Source organism: Pseudomonas chlororaphis (assembly GCF_001921865.1).
Classification (GTDB): domain Bacteria; phylum Pseudomonadota; class Gammaproteobacteria; order Pseudomonadales; family Pseudomonadaceae; genus Aquipseudomonas; species Aquipseudomonas chlororaphis_D.
The window spans coordinates 477,377-493,523 of record NZ_MSCT01000010.1 but is presented as its reverse complement, the minus strand read 5'-3'; the positions used below and the strand labels follow the sequence as shown (position 1 = coordinate 493,523).

Here is a 16,147-nt window from a genome sequence, read left to right as displayed (position 1 = left end):
CGGGGAGGCGCAGCCTGCCGACAGCACTTGCGGCGCCAACCCTCTCAATACGAAAAAAACACAACGCGCTCTTGCTTATTCACTCTGGTTCGATAAAGACACTTGCCTTAGATACTTATTACCTCCTTGTCGTGTAAAGAGCATATTGACTGTTTCCCGTGCCGTGCCTAGAGCGCCATCTAAGCCGGTTTACGTTACCGTGCCTTCCACTATTGATAGTCAAAACAGTTATCGGCGCATCGAAAACTGTATTGCAACATAAGACCCGTATTTTTATCGGCCCCAGAACTTCCAAGCCATGGGATCCGACAAGGAAGCGTTATGAAGACGAATAAACGCCCACGCTCTCGACGACTCTACCTTTCGATAGTTTTCTATGGCCTTGGTCTTTTCGCGAGTGAAGCCCGGGCCGGTGGCATTTTGATTTACGAGGCGGGCCAGGAAGGCAATGGTTTGTCCAATGCCGGCGCAGCAGCCCTGGCAAACGACCCGAGTGTGCTGATGAGCAACCCGGCGGGCATTACCGAGTTATCCGGCACGCAGATCAGCGCAAACGCTCAGGTGATATTTGGCAATATCCGTTTCTCTCGGGATGGCAATAACCAGTTCGACGGTAACGAAGGCGGCAACGCGCTGCAGTATCTGCCGGGCGCCAGCCTGTTCATCAGCCACCAACTCGATGAAAAAACCGCTATCGGTTTCGGCATGTACGGTAACTTCGGCCTGGCGCTGGACTACGACGATGACTGGGCCGGGCGCTACTTTGCCCAGGAAGCGGCGATCATCGGCGTGTCTTTCCAGCCCACGCTGGCCTACAAGTTCACTGATGACTTGTCTGTCGGGGTCGGCCCTCGCTTCATGTATGCCTACTACCGCACCGAGATGGCCATCAACAATAACGTGCTCAGCCTGCTCGACCGGCCAGATGGACAGTTGGAATACAAGGACACTGACCTGGGTACCGGCGTCAACCTTGGCCTGCTCTACCGGCTGAACGAACGTACTCGGCTAGGGCTCGCTTACACCAGCAAGATCAACCTTGAGTTCAAGGACAGCCCGCAACTGCGCGACGTCAGCAATCCCCTGCTCAATACGGCCTTGGGGCGTCTGGGTGTCGACGATCTCCAGCTGGACCTGCAAGTCCCCCAAACCCTGCTCTTTAGTGTCGCCCACGCCCTGGACAGCCAATGGACGCTGCTTGGCAGCCTCGGCTGGCAGGACTGGAGCGAGTTCGGCAGCATCGGGGTCGAGGTCGATACCAATGCAGCCGGCGTCAGCCGCACCGTCGACCGGCAGTACAAAGACACCTGGCATGCCTCTGTCGGCACCCAGTACCAGGCGACCCCCAAACTGCGTTGGAACATGGGGCTGGGCTATGACAGTTCGGCGGTGGACGACAAAGACCGGACGGTAGACAACCCGATGGGCGAGACCTGGCGCCTGTCTACCGGAATCAATTATCAACTTGAGGAGGGTCTTGACCTGCACATGGCCTACACGCTGGTGTGGCTAGGTGATATGGACGACGAGCAAACCAAGGCCCGTTCGGGCGACACACTATCGGGCACCTACCACGACGCCGCCCTGCACATCATTGGCGGCGGAGCGACATGGCGCTTTTGACGTGCATTGAGCGTTCGATGTTCCCCCAGCGATTTACTGTAAATCTGTCCATAAGGAGCACTACCATGAAGTCGAATTTTCTTCTGGCCACGTTGTGTACGGCAACGCTCGCGCTGACCGGTTGCGCCAGCAAATATGTCGATCCCGAGCAGTATTCCGGGTTTCTGAAAAACTACAGCACGCTCAAGGAAGACAAGTCGCCCTCCGGAGCGCCAGTCATGCGCTGGATCAAGCCGGGCGTGGACGTCAGTCGCTACAGCCGGGTCTATATCGAACCTAGCCAGCTGTATCCGCGTCCGCAGCCTACCGAGAAGATCCCGGCCAGCACCTTGCAAGGCATCACCCAGTACTACGACCAAACGCTACAGCGCGAATTCACCAAGGTCTTGCCGTTGGCCAAAGGCCCTGGCGCAGGCGTTCTGATCGTGCGGCCGGCGATTACCGCGGTCAGTGCGAAGACCAAGGGGCTGCGTCCTTACGAAGTCATCCCGATCGCACTCGTGGCGGCCGGTGTCAGTACGGCCACCGGTATTCGTGACCAGGACACCAGCCTTGCCACCGAGGCCGCCTTCGTGGATGCCGATAGCAACGAAGTGGTCGCCGAAGTTGTACGCAAAGGGGCCGGGGCAGACTTGGAAAACTCCGCTCAGGTCATGCAGGCCAAGGACGTCAAGGCTGTGCTAGATGGCTGGGCCAAGGATATGGCCAAGTCCTACGAGATGCTGAGAACGAAGTAAGGGTTCGTGTTCTTTATGGGTGAGCCACACTCATCCACCGATCAGCCTGTTCCTGCAACTGCCACAAAAACTGTGGCGCTATCCAATAACTGCAAGAACAGGCTGTTCCTTCTTAATTGGATCCATTACTTGCTCTTTAAGTTGTGCTCCTGTGCGGATACGATTCACTCGTCACCTTGGTCCGTACATGATGCGAATGAAGTAATCGCCGGTAGTTTTTCTTGTCGAGCATCCGTTTGACGCTTAATGGCTGATATGGCCTCTCACATACGCCTTGAGAACGAATTATGATTGCTCTGGATAAACCAGATTATTCAGCGATATGACAGCATATTCGTTGAAAACATCATGAAACCTTAAATGCAACATACTGAGCCTATGACGCCGAGCGTTATAACCACTATTACTGTGCCAGCATCCCCACAGGATGATGGCCGGCACACTTACCCTGTTCATTACACGACACGTTGAGCAAAAGCGTATTTTTTGCGCAATGTTCATGTTTAGTATCTATAAATTAATACTATCGCTGCCCGAGCAGCATGAGCGCGGGAATATGGCGTCCGCACGGTCCAAGAAGGCAAAAGAGATGACTATCAGAAAACCCACGACGCCCCTCAATGCCAGGGAGCTTTTGGATGTATTGATACGGGCAGGGCTGATCGCCGCCTTGACCCTCTTCTGTTATCAGATTTTTCAGCCCTTCCTTGGCGTCATGCTCTGGGCCGTGATCCTCGCCGTCACGCTGAACCCAGTGAATCGTCGCATGGCCAATGCCATCGGCATTTCACCGGGTAAATCCGCCCTTTTGCTGGTCTTGCTGATACTGATCTGCCTGATGGTGCCGTTGAGTTTTCTCGGTGAGTCGCTGGCCACCTCGGTGCAAGTCGCCTTGCAATCGGCCAACGAGTGGAACCTGACCCTGCCGCCGCCGACGGATACCGTGCAGGGATGGCCCATCATCGGCAAACCGCTCTTTCAAATCTGGAGTCACGCCTCCTCGGACCTGACGTGGGCGATGCAGCAAGTGGTGCCTCATCTCAAAGGTTTCAGCACCATGCTCTTGCTCAAATTGGCGGGCGTCGGGACCGGCATCCTGGTCTTCGTCCTGGCGCTGATCATCGCCGGCCTGTTTATCGCCCACGGCGACAGCAGCGCCCGAAAAGGCGTTGCCATCGCCAAGCGAGTGTTCAATCCGGAACGTGGAGAGGAGATGGCCACGCTGTGCGCCGCCACGATCCGCGCGGTCGCCCAGGGCGTGGTGGGTATTGCGTTCATCCAGATGCTGCTGGTCGGGGTCGGCCTGGTGATCATGGGCGTTCCCGGTGCCGGGTTGCTCGCTCTGCTGGTCCTGCTGCTGGGTATCATGCAACTGCCCGTGCTGCTGATTACCGCGCCGATAGTGATTTACGTGATCAGCCAGCAAGGCGTCAGCACCCCTACCGTGCTGTTCTCCATCTGGACAATCGCCGCAGGGCTTTCGGACAACGTGCTCAAACCCTTGATGCTGGGACGTGGGGTTGCGGTGCCGATGCCGGTGATCCTGATCGGGGCCTTGGGCGGCATGATCAGCTTTGGCTTTATCGGTTTGTTCATCGGCCCCGTCGTCTTGGCCATCGGCTACGAACTCTTCGAGACGTGGGTTGCCCAGGCGCCGGAAGCACAAGACGCGGCAGGACTGGAGGTAGACCGTGTCGACGATTGATTCCCAGGGCAACTCCATGGACAGCATTCGCGGCACAGCCTTCTTGCAGTACGGTGAATTGCTCGCTGTCCGCGGCGCGTCGATGCGCGAATACCTGACGCCCCATCGCATCGACCTGGGCGTCGTCGGCAACTATGAACGAACCTGTTCCTACAAGAGCCTGGTCCAGATCTTCGAAGGCAGCGCCCATGCCTTGCATATGCCGGAGTTCGGCATGGAGCTGGCTTCGCGCCAGAGAACCATGTTGCTGGGCCCCCTGCACTATCTGGCGCAATCGGCTCCCACGGTGGGCGATGCCCTGGTCGCGGTCATTCGTTATATGTATGTCTATAGCCAGTCGATTCACTTCAGCCTGGAGCGCCGGCACGGCCAGGTGCTGCTGTGTTTCAAGAACGCGCTTGCCTGCAATATGGCCACACCGCAGATCGTCGAGAAGTCGGTATTGCAAGCCAGCCTGCTGATCGGCGAACTCCTGAGCGGCCCCTTCCAACCCAAGGCCGTACTGTTTCGACACCCTCCCCAAGCCAGCAAAGTCATCTATCAAAACTATTTCAACTGCCCAGTGCTGTTCTTGCAGGAACATAATGTCCTGGTACTCAATGCCGAGGACCTGCAACGGCCCTGCATGCAGTTCGATCCCGTGCTGCATGACATCATGCGTTTCTACCTCGAGGCCAATTGCTCGGCTGATCGCAGTCTGCATGACCAGGTGGCGCAGAAGATCCAGATGCTCCTGCCCCGGCAACGCTGCAGCCTGGATCAGGTCGCCGCCACCCTGGGCCTGCATCCCAGGACACTGCAAAGGCACTTGGCTGAAGACGGCATCGAATTCGAACAACTGGTGGATCGGACGCGGCGCCAACAAGCCAGGCAATTGCTGACACAGACGGCACTCAGCGTGGCACAGATAGGCCAGGAACTCGGCTACCGGCGCACCACCTCGTTTTGCCGGGCGCACTTGCGCTGGTTCGGGTGCACGCCGCTGGAACATCGTCTCCAGCCCATAACTAATCGATAGCTTTCCAGCAAGCCAACGGGATTGGGCAAGGCAGCGCAGCGGGCGTTTACCGTGGCTGCGCCGATTGCCCTGCCGCTGCCCCTCAGAACTTTTGCGCAACCCGGCGCAACGGATGATCCGACTCGCGATAACCGCCTGGCTTCTGGCGTTTGGGCAAGACCACTTTCTCCCGCGGCACTTCCTTGTAGGGAATGCGGCTGAGCAGGTCGGAAATGATGTTCAGGCGGGCCCGGCGCTTGTCGTTGGAGTCGGCCACGAGCCAAGGGCCGTGTTCGGTGTCGGTGGCCTTGAACATGTCGTCGCGGGCACGCGAGTAGTCGTACCAGCGGCTGTACGACTTGATGTCCATGCCGCTCAGCTTCCAGATTTTACGACCGTCCTTGATCCGTGCCTCGAGCCGGCGGGTCTGTTCTTCCGGGCTGACTTCCAGCCAGTACTTGAGCAGGATCACGCCCGAATCGACGATCGCCCGCTCCACCAGCGGGACCGCCTGGAGAAAGCTGACCGCCTGTTCTTCGCTGCAGAACCCCATCACCCGCTCGACGCCGGCGCGGTTGTACCAACTGCGGTCGAAGATCACCACTTCGCCCGCCGCGGGCAGGTGCGGCAGGTAGCGTTGCAGGTACATCTGGGTCTTCTCGCGGTCGGTCGGCGCGGGCAACGCCACGACGCGGAATATCCGCGGGCTCAGGCGTTCGGTGAGGGCCTTGATGGTCCCGCCCTTGCCGGCGCCGTCGCGGCCCTCGAAGACGATACAGATCTTGATGCCTTCCTGGGCCACCCACTCCTGTAGCTTGACCAGCTCGACATGCAGCCGGCGCAGTTGGTCCTCGTAATCTTTCTTTGACAGTGGCGCGGGGGCGGCGGAAGCGCCCTTGGCCACGCCCTTCTTGTTTTTTGCCATGTGCGGAATCTCCTGCGGTCAGCGACCGCGTGAGTCTAGTTCATGATCCCGGCCCGGACCTTGCCCTGGATCAGGCTGGGCCAGGGCGAGGACAGGCCCCCTCGCCCTCCTCTGCCCGAGGATCAAAACACCGCGATGTGCGCGTCGGTGCGCGGTTCGGTGCCGCCGCACAACACCCCGCTTTCAGGGTCGCGCAGGATGATCTGGCCACGCCCGTAGCTGGTCAGGTCGCAGGCCACTTGCACCTGATGCCCACGGCGCGCCAAGGCCGCGACCATGTCCCGCGAGGCCGTCTGTTCGATGCCGACTTGCAGGCCCCCCAGCCACTGCCAGCGCGGCGCGTCCAGGGCCGCTTGCGGGTTGAGGCCGAAGTCCACCAGGTTCATGACCATCTGCACATGCCCCTGGGGCTGCATGTAGCCGCCCATCACGCCGAACGGCCCCAGCGCCACGCCGTCCTTGCTGAGAAAGCCCGGGATGATGGTGTGGAAGGTCTTCTTGCCGGGCGCCAGGCAGTTGGCATGCGTGGGGTCGAGGCTGAATTCCTCGCCGCGGTTCTGCAAGGCGATGCCGCTGTCGGGCAGCACCACGCCCGAGCCGAAGCCGTGGTAGTTGCTCTGGATGAACGACACCATGTTGCCCTCGGCATCGGCGGTGGCCAGGTAGACCGTGCCGCTGGCGTGTGGATCGCCCGGCTGCGGGGCCAGTGCTCGCGGGCCGATCTGCGAGCGGCGCCGGGCCGCATAGGCGTCGCTGAGCAGGTCTTCCACCGCGACGCGCATGTGCGCGGGGTCGGTGATGTAGTGCAGGCCGTCGGCGTAGGCGAGCTTCATCGCCTCGAGCTGGCGGTGCCAGGTCTGCTGGCTGTCGCGGTGATCGAAGTCGAAGCCTTCGAGGATCTTCAGGGTCATCAAGGCCACCAGGCCCTGGCCGCTGGGCGGGATCTCCCAGACGTCATGGCCGCGGTAATTGATCTTGATCGGCTCGACCCACTGGGCGCGGAAATCCTCCAGGTCGCTGGCGCGCAGATAGCCGCCCGTGGCCCGCGAATACGCGTCCAGGCGCTGCGCCAAGGCGCCGCGATAGAAGCTCTCGCAAGTGCTGGCCGCCAGTTCTTCCAGGGTTCGGGCCTGGGCCGGGTTGCGGAACAGCTCGCCGGCCCGGGGCGCGCGACCGTCGATCAGGAAGGTGTCGAACCAGCTGTCGAGTACCGCGTCGCGGCTCGGGGTGAAATCTTCCAGCGCCGATTGCCATTGCAGGGCGACCACTGGTGACACCGGGAACCCGTCGCGCGCCAGGGTGATGGCCGGTTGCAGCAACTCGGCGAACGGCAAGCGACCGAACCGCCTGGACAGCTCGGCCCAGGCCGACGGGCAGCCCGGCACGGTCACCGGAGTCCAGCCGTGCAAGGGCATTGTGTCATGGCCGGCGGCGTGCACCGCCTCGATGCTCAAGGCCCGTGGGGCCGCGCCGTTGGCGTTCAGGCCGTGCAGTTTGTCCTGGGTCCAGACCAGCGCGAAGGCATCGCCGCCGATGCCGCAGCCGGTGGGCTCGACCACGGTCAAGGCCGCCGCCGTGGCAATCGCGGCGTCGATGGCGTTGCCGCTGCGGCGCATGATCTCGATGCCGGCTTCGGCGGCCAATGGCTGGGACGCGGCGACCATGCCGCGCTTGGCGAACACGCTTTGGCGTTGCGAGGCGTAGGGGTATTCGTGGGCAGAAAATTCGAACATGGCAGGACTCACACAAGTGGCTGATCCGGGGCTTACAGCACCCGGCTGAGAAAGGCCCGGGTGCGGGCGTGGCGTGGCTGGCTGAAGATCTGTTCGGGCGGGCCCTGCTCGATCAGTTCGCCTTGGTCGAGCACCACCACGCGGTCGGCCACTTCGCGGGCAAAGCCCATTTCGTGGGTGACCACGACCATGGTCATGCCCTCCTCCGCCAGCTCCTTCATGACGTCCAGCACTTCACCGACAGTCTCCGGGTCGAGGGCGCTGGTGGGCTCGTCGAACAGCATCGCCTGGGGTTTCATCGCCAGCGCCCGGGCGATGGCCACCCGCTGTTGCTGGCCGCCGGAGAGCATCGACGGATAGTGATCGGCCTTGTCCGCCAGCCCCACGCGTTTGAGCAGCGCACGCGCCTGCTCCTCGGCGGCCGCGCGCGATACGCCGAGGACGTGAATCGGCGCTTCGACGATGTTTTCCAGGGCGGTCATGTGCGGGAACAGGTTGAAGCGCTGGAACACCATGCCGATGTCGCGGCGCTGGCGGGCGATGTTGCGTTCCGAATCGCGTACCAGGCTGCCGTCGGCCCGCGTGCGGTAGCCCATGGGCCGGCCGGCGACGCGGATCTGTCCGCCCTGGATGTCTTCCAGCAGATTGATGCAACGGATAAAGGTGGTCTTGCCGGAGCCGGACGCGCCGATCAGCACCACCACTTCGCCGCGCCGCACTTGCAGGGAAATGCCCTTGAGAATCTGCAGGTCGCCGAAGGACTTGTGGATGCCCAGGGCTTCGATGATCGGTTCTTCACTCATGTGCGCCATGCTCAACGCCCCCTCAGCAGTTTCATGGTGTTGCGCCCGAACAGGCGGCTGCTCGCCGGCGCCGGCCGCTCGGACTGGCCGAAACGGTTTTCCAGCCAGCGCTGGAAGAAACCCCAGAGCGTGGTCAGCGCCAGGAAGTAGAGGGCCACCACCAGGTACAGCTCGAAGACCCGGAAGGTCGCCGAGGTCACCATCTGCGTACTGAGCAGCAACTCCTGCACACCGATCACGCTGACCAGCGTGGTGTTCTTGAGCATCACGTTGAACTCGTTGCCCAGCGGCGGGACGATCACCCGGAACGCCTGGGGCAGCACGATGCGCCGCATCAGCTTGGCGAAGGTCATGCCCAGGGAACGCCCGGCCTCGTACTGGCCCTTGTCCACCGCGCCGATCCCGGCGCGGATGATCTCGGCCATGTACGCGCCTTCGTTGAGCCCCAGGGCGATGATCGCTGCCTGGATATTGCCCGGCACCACGAACCAGCCGAGGTCCAGGTCCTCGAAGCGGAAAATCCCCCCGGCGGCCAGGGCCGTGTACAGGAAGACGATCTGCACCAGCAGCGGCGTGCCGCGCATCAGCCACACATAAAAACGTACCGGGTACTGCAATAGCGGGTTGCACGACAGCTTCATCAGCGCCGCCAGCAACCCCAGCACACAGCCCAGGAGCATGGCCGACACGCTGATCAGGCAGGTCAGCCCGAGCCCCGTCAGGTAGACATCGCTGGGCAGCAACAGATACTGCCAGAACACGTCCCAATTGAAGTTCATGGCGTGCGCCCTCAGTCCAGTTTGTCGCCGGCGACATGCCATTTATCCAGCAGCGCGGCGTAGCTGCCGTCCGCGCGCATGTCTTGCAGGACCTGGGTCAGGGCCGCGCTCAGTTGCGGGTCTTGTTTGCGTACGCCGAAGCCGGTGAGGATCCGGTTGAACGCTGGGACCGCCGACTGGAACAGATCCGGGGCCAGTTGCTGATAGTGCCCGGCGGACTCGACGGTGGTGCCGAAGGCGTCCACCTGGTTGATGCGCAGCGCCTGGAAGGCGTCGGCGTCGACGTTGTACACCACCAGTTTCATCGGCGGTTTGCCGGCCGCCGCCAGCTTGTCGTTCTCGGCGCCGAGCAGGATACGGATGGTCGAGCCGTTGCTCACCGCCACCTTGAGCCCGGACAGGTCGGCCAGCGAGTTCACCGCTTTCGGGTTGCCCTTGGGCACCACGATCGACTGGCTGGAGTACATGAAGTTGACGATATCGATCACTTCGCGGCGCTCGGGCTTGTCGAACAGCTGGTCGACGATCAGGTCGCACTGTTGCGCCAGCAACGCCGGGATCAGCCCGGCGAACGGCGAGATGCGCCACTCGACTTGCTTGTCGCCCAGGCGCTGGGCGATCGCCTGGCCCATGTCCACTTGCAGCCCGACCGGTTTCTGCTGCGTGTCGAAAGACACCAGCGGCGGCGAATCCATGCCGGAGCAGTAGACGATCTTCTCGCTCTTGCTCAAGCGCTCCGGTAACTCCGGGACGGCCAGCGCCCATTGGGCACAACATAGACTCAAGGCTAAAACGGCAGCTGACGCGCAAGGCTTGTGCATGGCATTACTCCAGTCATGTCGGTTGGCAAGGCAAACGGGCGCTCACGACAACCGTGAGTCGCGCGGCGAAAAGCTGGTGTTTACTGATGGGCCTCCAGGAACTGGATCAGCCGCGGGATGGTGCCTTCGATGTGCTCGCACACCACCTGCTCGGCCAGGTCCGGATCGCCGGAGCGCAGCGCGGCAATGATCGACGCGTGCTCGTCGCGGGCGCTGCGAGGTTTGTCGGCGTGTTGCAGCCACAGGCGCATATGCGGCTCGATCACGCTGTACAGCGCCGAGATCTGCCGCATCAGCCGCGGGCGTTCGCTCAGGCTGCACAGGTATTCATGGAACGCGCGGTGACGGCCGACCCACTCGGCGCCGTCGTCGCGGTAGTCGTCCATCTCGTCGAGCAGGCGCTCCAGGCGGCTGAAATGCCGTTCGCCGATCTTGCTCACGGCCACGCGGATCGCCAGGCCTTCGAGGGCGCTGCGCATCTCGAAGACTTCGCGCATTTCCTCGATGTTCAAGCCACGGACGATGGCCCCGCGGTTGGGCCGCAACGTGACCAGGCCGTCGGCGTCCAGACGGCGGAAGGCTTCGCGCACCGGCATCCGGCTCATGCCGATTTCGCTGGCGATGTCCTCGGCGATCAACCGTTCTCCGGTGCGAAAGCGCCCTTTGCAGATCGCCTCCAGGAGAAAGTTGTAGGCCTCCTCCTCGGCGGTGGCAGGCTGGCGCTCGGTATAGACAGGGGCGAATTTCATCGGCATGACCTTTTGTATTTTTGTATCCAATTATCCATATAGCCAAAAAAAGCACATTGCGTGCCAAAGCCCCTGCCCGTTCTACAGGTGGTTGATTCGCTAGGTTTTTGCCTGATCAAGGCGGGTTGGCGAACACGGCTGTCGGCCGGAGCAGCGAGTGAAAACGCCCCAGGACGAGGCTTTCGGGCACGAAAAATGTGCCGCCAGTAACACCGGGCATGGCCGATGCGGCGTGTTTCCGGCGCGTTCTCGCTCGGCTAGAAAACGCTGAACGGGTAGTCGACGATCACCCGGTATTCGTCAGCGTTGGCATTGCCGCGGGTATTGCCCGGGGCGGTGTAGCCCTGCCCCGTACGGTGCGCGGCCCAGCGCAGGGTGACGTTCAGGCCTTTGGCCCGGCCGTCGGGCACCGCATAGCGCAGCGCCAGATCGCGCTCCCAGTGATGGGCCTGCTTGCCGGCCGCGTTGTAGATGTAACCGTAGCCCGGGTTGCCGGGGTCGACCCGGGTCAGGTCGGCTTCGCCCCGGGTATAGGCGGCGCTGAACTGCAGGTCGGGGGCCTCGATAAAGGCCAGGCTGGTCTGGTACTGGAGTTTCCAGGAGCGCTCTCCCGGCGCGTTGAAGTCGGCGTATTGCTGCGAGTTACTGAGGTAGAGAAAGGAGCGGTCGTCCTGGGCGATGTAGTCGAAGGGGGTGTCGCCATCGACCTTCTGCACCCCGAGGGTCAGGCTCTGCCCCGCCATCCCCAGGGTCAGCCCGCCGCTGTAGGTGTCGTTGTCGATGCGCCCCAGTTGGCCGCGGCCCTGGTCGCGAGTCTTGAAGTAGTGCAGGTACGGCGTCAGCGTGACGCTTGGGCTCAACGCGAAACCCTGGCTCACGCCAATGTAGTACTGGCGCCAGATATCGCTCAGTTGTCCGCCGTACAGCGTCAGCGTGGGCCCGTCTGCGGCGCTGTAGATACCGCCGGCCCAAACCATGCGCGGGGCCTCGCGGTCGGCCGCGACCCCGGCCTTGTCGCCGCTGCCATAGCTGGTGGTCAGGCGGCTCTGGCCACTCTGGTTGCGCAGCCGGGTCGAGTCGACCATGCCGACGTCCAGGGTCAGGTGTTCCAGGCCGTAGTGCTTCAGCGTCAGCCCGCGAAAGGTCTGCGGGAACAGGCGGCTGACCCCGCCCGCCACCAGCGGGTTTTCCAGGTACTGGTCGCCGGCCTGGAGCAGGCTGTCGAACCCGCGCAGCTTCAGGGCCGCGCCGGCAGAGGAGAAATCCGCCTGCGGGGCCCGTTGCGAATCCAGCGGCAATAGCCCCGCCCCGCCGCTACCGCCTCCGCCGTCAAGCTTGAGCCCGTAGAACCCATGCACATCCAGCCCCACGCCAATCGGTGTGTCGGTGTAGCCCGAGCGAAACGACAGGTACAAGCCCTGCACCCACTCGCGCGGGTCCTGCCGTGCCGGGGTGTCATGGTTATCCCGAGCCAGGTAATAGTTGCGCAGCAGGCCATTGAGCGACGCCCCCTCGACAAAACCGGGTGGCACCGCGAGTTCGGCCCTTTGCCGTTCATTGAGGCCGGTGCTGAGGTTGTCGCGCTGGCCCAGCGAGTTGTCGGCCCGGGCAACCACCGCCACCAGCGACAGGCCAAGACCCAATGCCCACCGTTGCACGCGTATAGAAGGCACAGTCATGAGTCGGCTCCCTTTGGCTCAGGGGCACTACGTTAGTGGCCAGTATTGGGGGGCGGTAGTCGTTGAATTAGACTTCATCGTCTCAATACTGGAACAACGCGACTGTCGATGATCGATCTCAACGAACTCTTTCTCTACGCCAAAGTGGTTGAAAACAGCGGCTTCGCGGCAGCTGGCCGAGCGCTGAACATGCCCAAGTCGACCCTGAGCCGCCGGGTCAACCAGCTGGAAACCCGCCTGGGGGTGCGCCTGATCCAGCGTTCCACCCGGCAATTCCAAGTCACCGAAATCGGCCAGGCCTATTACCGGCATTGCGTGGCGATGATGGCCGAAGCGGAGTCGGCCGAAGAGCTGATCGAACAGAACAGGTCCGAACCCCGGGGCGTGGTCAGGCTGAGTTGCAGCACCCCGCTGCTGAACTACTGGGTGGCGCCGCTGATCGGCCAATTCATGGCCCAGTGCCCCGCCGTCGAGCTTTATGTGAAGAGCTACAACCGTCGGGTCGATGTCATCAGCGAAGGTTTCGACATCGCCCTGAGCCTGTGCTTCCCGCCGCTGACGGACAGTGAGCTGGTGATGAAGGTCCTGAGCAAAAGCCCGCAGGTGCTGGTGGCGAGCCCGGGCTTTGTCCAGCGCCATGGCCCGCTGAAGTCCCCCGCGGACCTCGCCGACCTGCCCAGCATCGGCTGGGTAAGCGCCGGCCAGCCCCGTCATTGGTGGCAGTTGCACGACAGCAGCGGCGGCGCCGCACAGATTGTCCATGCACCGCGCTTGCTCAGCGACGACATGGCTGTGCTCAAGAGTGCGGTGCTCGAAGGCGCCGGCATTGCCAACCTGCCTTTGGCGGTGGTCCGCGACGAACTGGCGAGCGGCCAGCTGCAGCGACTGCTGGACGCCTGGCAACCCGCCGAGGGCGTGATCACCGCGGTGTTTCCGTCGAGGCGAGGCTTGCGCCCTGCGGTGCGCACGCTGATTGATTTCCTGGCGAACGCCTTTGCCCAACAACCCGGTGAATAACCGCGCGAAATCGCGGTTCTGTCGTCTTGCCTAGGTATGGACCGAGGTAGATTGCTCAGCTGGACGCCTTGCTCGCCGCCAGGTAAGGCGCCAGGCGCCGGGCCATTTCCTCGCCGAGGGCCTGCAGGCCGCTCATGGGCCGGATCATCACCTCGAACTCGACGATCTTGCCGGCTTCGTCGAAGCGGATCATGTCGATGCCCTTGAGCTGGCGCTCGCCGACCCGGGCGCTGAACTCCAGTACGACGTTCAGGCCATCGGCGCTGACCAGTTCACGGTGATAGGCGAAGTCGCTGAACACCTTGCTCACGGTATTGAGGATGGTCGAGACCACTGGCACGCCCGGGTAAGGCGTATGGGCCATGGGTGAGCGGAATACCACCTGGGCATCCAGCAGTTCAGGCAGGCCGCTCAGGTCGCCGCCGGCGAGCATCGCATGCCAGCGTTGCAGCGATTCGGCAGCGTGGGGACGCAGTTGCAGATCGGACATCGTGTTCTCCTGTCGCTTGTTGTTGTCGGACGTGGGAGCCGTGGTTCGGAACGCGTTGCCCGGCAACGATAAGCGCCAGGTGCGCAGCGCAACAATGATCGCAAATGACACTTGATTGATTGCCGTGCGCAATCTCTAGCGCCGCCATTGAACGGCGCGGCCCGCCGCTGCAGCGACAGGCCGCGCCGTTGCGGGCTATCCGGCCTGGTTACCGGCGGCCTCGACCGCCGCCGCCCGCCTGCGCGCCACGGCGGACTTGCGGCGCAGGTAACGCAGGCTCCAGACCAACAACATGCACAGGCTCAACAGCACTGGCACCAGGGCGATGTTGACGATTTTCAGGCGCCTTCCCAGGTCGTCGATATCGGCGTTCAGCTGGTATTGCACCTCCCGCAGTTCCTTGCGAATGCGGTTCTTTTCCTGCATGAACTGGCGGACCGCCGCCTGCTGCTCCGGGTTGAGTTTCTGCGCATCCGTCGATGCGCCCTGCAGTTCTTGCAACTTGGCTTCGGTTTCCTCGAGGCGCTCCTCCAGCGCGAAGCGTTTTGCCGTGAAGTTGGCTTCGGCCTGGCGGCGCAGTTGGTCCACCACCACGAAAGGACGGCTGTAGGGGCCACGCGAGCGCAGGCTGTTGAGAGTGTCCGAACCGGCCAGGTTGTCCAGGGTGTTGAGCACGAAGGACATGTTGTCCGACCAGGGCTGGGGCGACTGGCGCCCGCTGGCGTCCTGGCGAATCTCGAGCCACATCCGGTCGCTCAACAGGTCACTGTCGGCCACCACCACTAGATTGACCTGCTCCGCCTGCTTGAGGCCGTCCTTGCGACCCTCGATGCCTTCGGCAAAGGCCGATTGCACCGGTCCCTGCACCCGCGCCGCGAGCACGTAGCGCTGGCTGGGCAGCTCCTGATTGCGCTGCGTCTGCTGCCGGTCGGCCGGCTTGTCAAAACCGTCCGCGTCGAAGGCCTTGGCTGAGTCGGAGCTGTACATCAGCGGGGTAAAACGGCTGCTGGCCCCCGCGACAGGCTCGATGATGCCGGCCGTGCTCAGGGCGATGAACTCGAGCCCGGCCGTGCTGGGATCTTCGTCGCTCAGGGCCGCCTCCGGCACACCGACGCTGAAGGGCCGCGGCTGCGGTCGTCCGTCCTCCTCCGAGCTGTCGAACAAGGCGTACAGGCTGTCCCCCACGACCTTGCCCGGCTGCAAACGGATGCCCCAGGCCTTGAACAGGGGCTCGAGGTCGGAGGCCTTGTCCTTGCTCTGGATGCCGAAGTACTCGGCGCCGGAATCCTGCTCGCTATAGGGGTCGACGAACGCCAACAGCTTGCCGCCGCGCAGCACGAACTGGTCGATGGCGTACAAGGTCGGCTGCGACAGCTTCTTGGGGTGCACCAGCATCAACACGTCGACGTCTTGGGGAATGTCCTGGGTATCGGGCTTGAGCGATTGCAGGTCGAACTCCCGGCGCAGTTCCTGGACCAGCATCCACGGCTCGGTCTTTTGCTGGGTGCGGACATCGAACCCGCCGTTCGCCGGCAGGCTGGTCAGCAGCCCCAGCGTCGGCCGTTTCGGATTGGCCAGGGTCTGTAACAAGCGGCTGATGTCGTACTCGAGCAGCTCTTCCTGGTCCGGAGCAAAGAACTCGATGACCCGGGCATGGTTTTCCGCGTCGGTAGCGGCCAGGCCGAAGTACACCGGTGCCCCGCCCTGTCCCAGCGGCAAGGCTTGCAGGCCGAATTCGCTGGCCTTGTCTTCCTGATCGGAAAACGGCAGCGGATCGACGACATGCAGGCGGATCTTGCCGCCCGCCTCGCGCTCGTAGACCTTGAGCAGCTCCTGGACGCGCATGGCGTAACCGCGTAACGGCACCAGTTCTTTCGAGCCGCTGTCAGAGAAATAGAAGTACAGGTCGAGCGGTTGCTTCAGCTCCGCGAGAATCTGCCGGGTGCCGGCACTGATGGAATAGAGCTTGTTCTGGGTCAGGTCCAGACGAGCGCCCGTAAGCAACAACCCTGTGCTCATATTGAACGCCAGGAACAGCAAGGCGATGAGTAACAGGCCGGTGCCGGAATACAGAATACGTTTCATGGGA

14 protein-coding genes are annotated in these 16,147 nt (G+C 62.5%); 5 read left to right on the top strand and 9 right to left on the bottom strand.

The genetic code is table 11. From position 1 onward, the window contains the following. Window positions 1–321 precede the first annotated feature (321 nt). The 4 genes from BTN82_RS14590 (at window position 322) to BTN82_RS14575 (ending at window position 5,083) form a co-directional block, all read left to right on the top strand. Entirely contained in the window at window positions 322–1,623 is a 1,302-nt protein-coding gene (locus BTN82_RS14590; RefSeq protein WP_075119816.1) for an OmpP1/FadL family transporter, read from the top strand. A gap of 65 nt (window positions 1,624–1,688) precedes the next feature. After that, complete coding sequence (locus tag BTN82_RS14585; protein WP_075119815.1) at window positions 1,689–2,360, top strand: DUF3313 domain-containing protein; 672 nt, start codon at window positions 1,689–1,691, stop codon at window positions 2,358–2,360. A 589-nt stretch (window positions 2,361–2,949) separates the two neighbouring features. Next, window positions 2,950–4,065 (top strand): AI-2E family transporter, encoded by a 1,116-nt coding sequence (locus BTN82_RS14580; protein WP_075119814.1) that lies wholly within the window; start codon window positions 2,950–2,952, stop codon window positions 4,063–4,065. After that, window positions 4,052–5,083 carry an AraC family transcriptional regulator gene (locus BTN82_RS14575; protein WP_261792972.1) on the top strand — a complete coding sequence of 344 codons (1,032 nt, stop codon included), beginning with the start codon at window positions 4,052–4,054 and terminating at the stop codon, window positions 5,081–5,083. The genes BTN82_RS14580 and BTN82_RS14575 overlap by 14 nt, the downstream gene beginning before the upstream one ends. 82 nt (window positions 5,084–5,165) lie before the next feature. Here the strand turns inward: BTN82_RS14575 and ppk2 are convergent, their stop codons facing one another. The 7 genes from ppk2 to BTN82_RS14540 all read right to left on the bottom strand — a co-directional run bounded on the left by ppk2 (window position 5,166) and on the right by BTN82_RS14540 (window position 12,551). Next, entirely contained in the window at window positions 5,166–5,987 is an 822-nt protein-coding gene (gene ppk2 / locus BTN82_RS14570) for a polyphosphate kinase 2 (protein WP_075119813.1), read from the bottom strand. A gap of 122 nt (window positions 5,988–6,109) precedes the next feature. Then, window positions 6,110–7,720: a gamma-glutamyltransferase family protein gene (locus tag BTN82_RS14565; RefSeq protein WP_075119812.1), complete on the bottom strand. Its 1,611-nt coding sequence runs from the start codon at window positions 7,718–7,720 to the stop codon at window positions 6,110–6,112. Window positions 7,721–7,752: 32 nt separating this feature from the next. Continuing rightward, a complete protein-coding gene (locus BTN82_RS14560) occupies window positions 7,753–8,532 on the bottom strand; it encodes an amino acid ABC transporter ATP-binding protein (RefSeq protein ID WP_075119811.1) in 780 nt (259 codons plus the stop codon). Between the two features lie 2 nt (window positions 8,533–8,534). Continuing rightward, on the bottom strand, window positions 8,535–9,302 hold the full coding sequence (locus BTN82_RS14555) for an amino acid ABC transporter permease (protein WP_075119810.1): 768 nt from the start codon (window positions 9,300–9,302) through the stop codon (window positions 8,535–8,537). Window positions 9,303–9,313: 11 nt separating this feature from the next. After that, window positions 9,314–10,123 (bottom strand): ABC transporter substrate-binding protein, encoded by an 810-nt coding sequence (locus tag BTN82_RS14550; protein ID WP_075119809.1) that lies wholly within the window; start codon window positions 10,121–10,123, stop codon window positions 9,314–9,316. A gap of 80 nt (window positions 10,124–10,203) precedes the next feature. Beyond that, a complete protein-coding gene (locus tag BTN82_RS14545) occupies window positions 10,204–10,872 on the bottom strand; it encodes a GntR family transcriptional regulator (protein ID WP_075119885.1) in 669 nt (222 codons plus the stop codon). Between the two features lie 257 nt (window positions 10,873–11,129). Then, window positions 11,130–12,551, bottom strand: coding sequence for an OprD family outer membrane porin (locus tag BTN82_RS14540; RefSeq protein WP_075119808.1), 1,422 nt, complete (start codon window positions 12,549–12,551; stop codon window positions 11,130–11,132). Between the two features lie 108 nt (window positions 12,552–12,659). Between BTN82_RS14540 and BTN82_RS14535 the strand changes: the two genes are divergently transcribed. Beyond that, the gene (locus tag BTN82_RS14535; protein ID WP_075119807.1) at window positions 12,660–13,568 is read left to right on the top strand and encodes a LysR substrate-binding domain-containing protein; all 909 of its coding nucleotides are present in this window, start codon (window positions 12,660–12,662) and stop codon (window positions 13,566–13,568) included. Window positions 13,569–13,623: 55 nt separating this feature from the next. Here the strand turns inward: BTN82_RS14535 and BTN82_RS14530 are convergent, their stop codons facing one another. Continuing rightward, window positions 13,624–14,058 (bottom strand): nuclear transport factor 2 family protein, encoded by a 435-nt coding sequence (locus BTN82_RS14530; RefSeq protein WP_075119806.1) that lies wholly within the window; start codon window positions 14,056–14,058, stop codon window positions 13,624–13,626. Window positions 14,059–14,253: 195 nt separating this feature from the next. Further along, complete coding sequence (locus BTN82_RS14525; protein ID WP_075119805.1) at window positions 14,254–16,143, bottom strand: GldG family protein; 1,890 nt, start codon at window positions 16,141–16,143, stop codon at window positions 14,254–14,256. Window positions 16,144–16,147: the final 4 nt, after the last annotated feature.

What these genes read in the sequence shown, in the direction of transcription:
- BTN82_RS14585 (WP_075119815.1), top strand. Translation starts at nt 1,689, where the DNA reads ATGAAGTCGAATTTTCTTCTGGCCACGTTGTGTACGGCAACGCTCGCG.
- ppk2 (WP_075119813.1), bottom strand. Translation starts at nt 5,987, where the DNA reads ATGGCAAAAAACAAGAAGGGCGTGGCCAAGGGCGCTTCCGCCGCCCCC.
- BTN82_RS14580 (WP_075119814.1), top strand. Translation starts at nt 2,950, where the DNA reads ATGACTATCAGAAAACCCACGACGCCCCTCAATGCCAGGGAGCTTTTG.
- BTN82_RS14560 (WP_075119811.1), bottom strand. Translation starts at nt 8,532, where the DNA reads ATGGCGCACATGAGTGAAGAACCGATCATCGAAGCCCTGGGCATCCAC.
- BTN82_RS14535 (WP_075119807.1), top strand. Translation starts at nt 12,660, where the DNA reads ATGATCGATCTCAACGAACTCTTTCTCTACGCCAAAGTGGTTGAAAAC.
- BTN82_RS14590 (WP_075119816.1), top strand. Translation starts at nt 322, where the DNA reads ATGAAGACGAATAAACGCCCACGCTCTCGACGACTCTACCTTTCGATA.
- BTN82_RS14565 (WP_075119812.1), bottom strand. Translation starts at nt 7,720, where the DNA reads ATGTTCGAATTTTCTGCCCACGAATACCCCTACGCCTCGCAACGCCAA.
- BTN82_RS14540 (WP_075119808.1), bottom strand. Translation starts at nt 12,551, where the DNA reads ATGACTGTGCCTTCTATACGCGTGCAACGGTGGGCATTGGGTCTTGGC.
- BTN82_RS14550 (WP_075119809.1), bottom strand. Translation starts at nt 10,123, where the DNA reads ATGCACAAGCCTTGCGCGTCAGCTGCCGTTTTAGCCTTGAGTCTATGT.
- BTN82_RS14545 (WP_075119885.1), bottom strand. Translation starts at nt 10,872, where the DNA reads ATGAAATTCGCCCCTGTCTATACCGAGCGCCAGCCTGCCACCGCCGAG.
- BTN82_RS14555 (WP_075119810.1), bottom strand. Translation starts at nt 9,302, where the DNA reads ATGAACTTCAATTGGGACGTGTTCTGGCAGTATCTGTTGCTGCCCAGC.
- BTN82_RS14525 (WP_075119805.1), bottom strand. Translation starts at nt 16,143, where the DNA reads ATGAAACGTATTCTGTATTCCGGCACCGGCCTGTTACTCATCGCCTTG.
- BTN82_RS14530 (WP_075119806.1), bottom strand. Translation starts at nt 14,058, where the DNA reads ATGTCCGATCTGCAACTGCGTCCCCACGCTGCCGAATCGCTGCAACGC.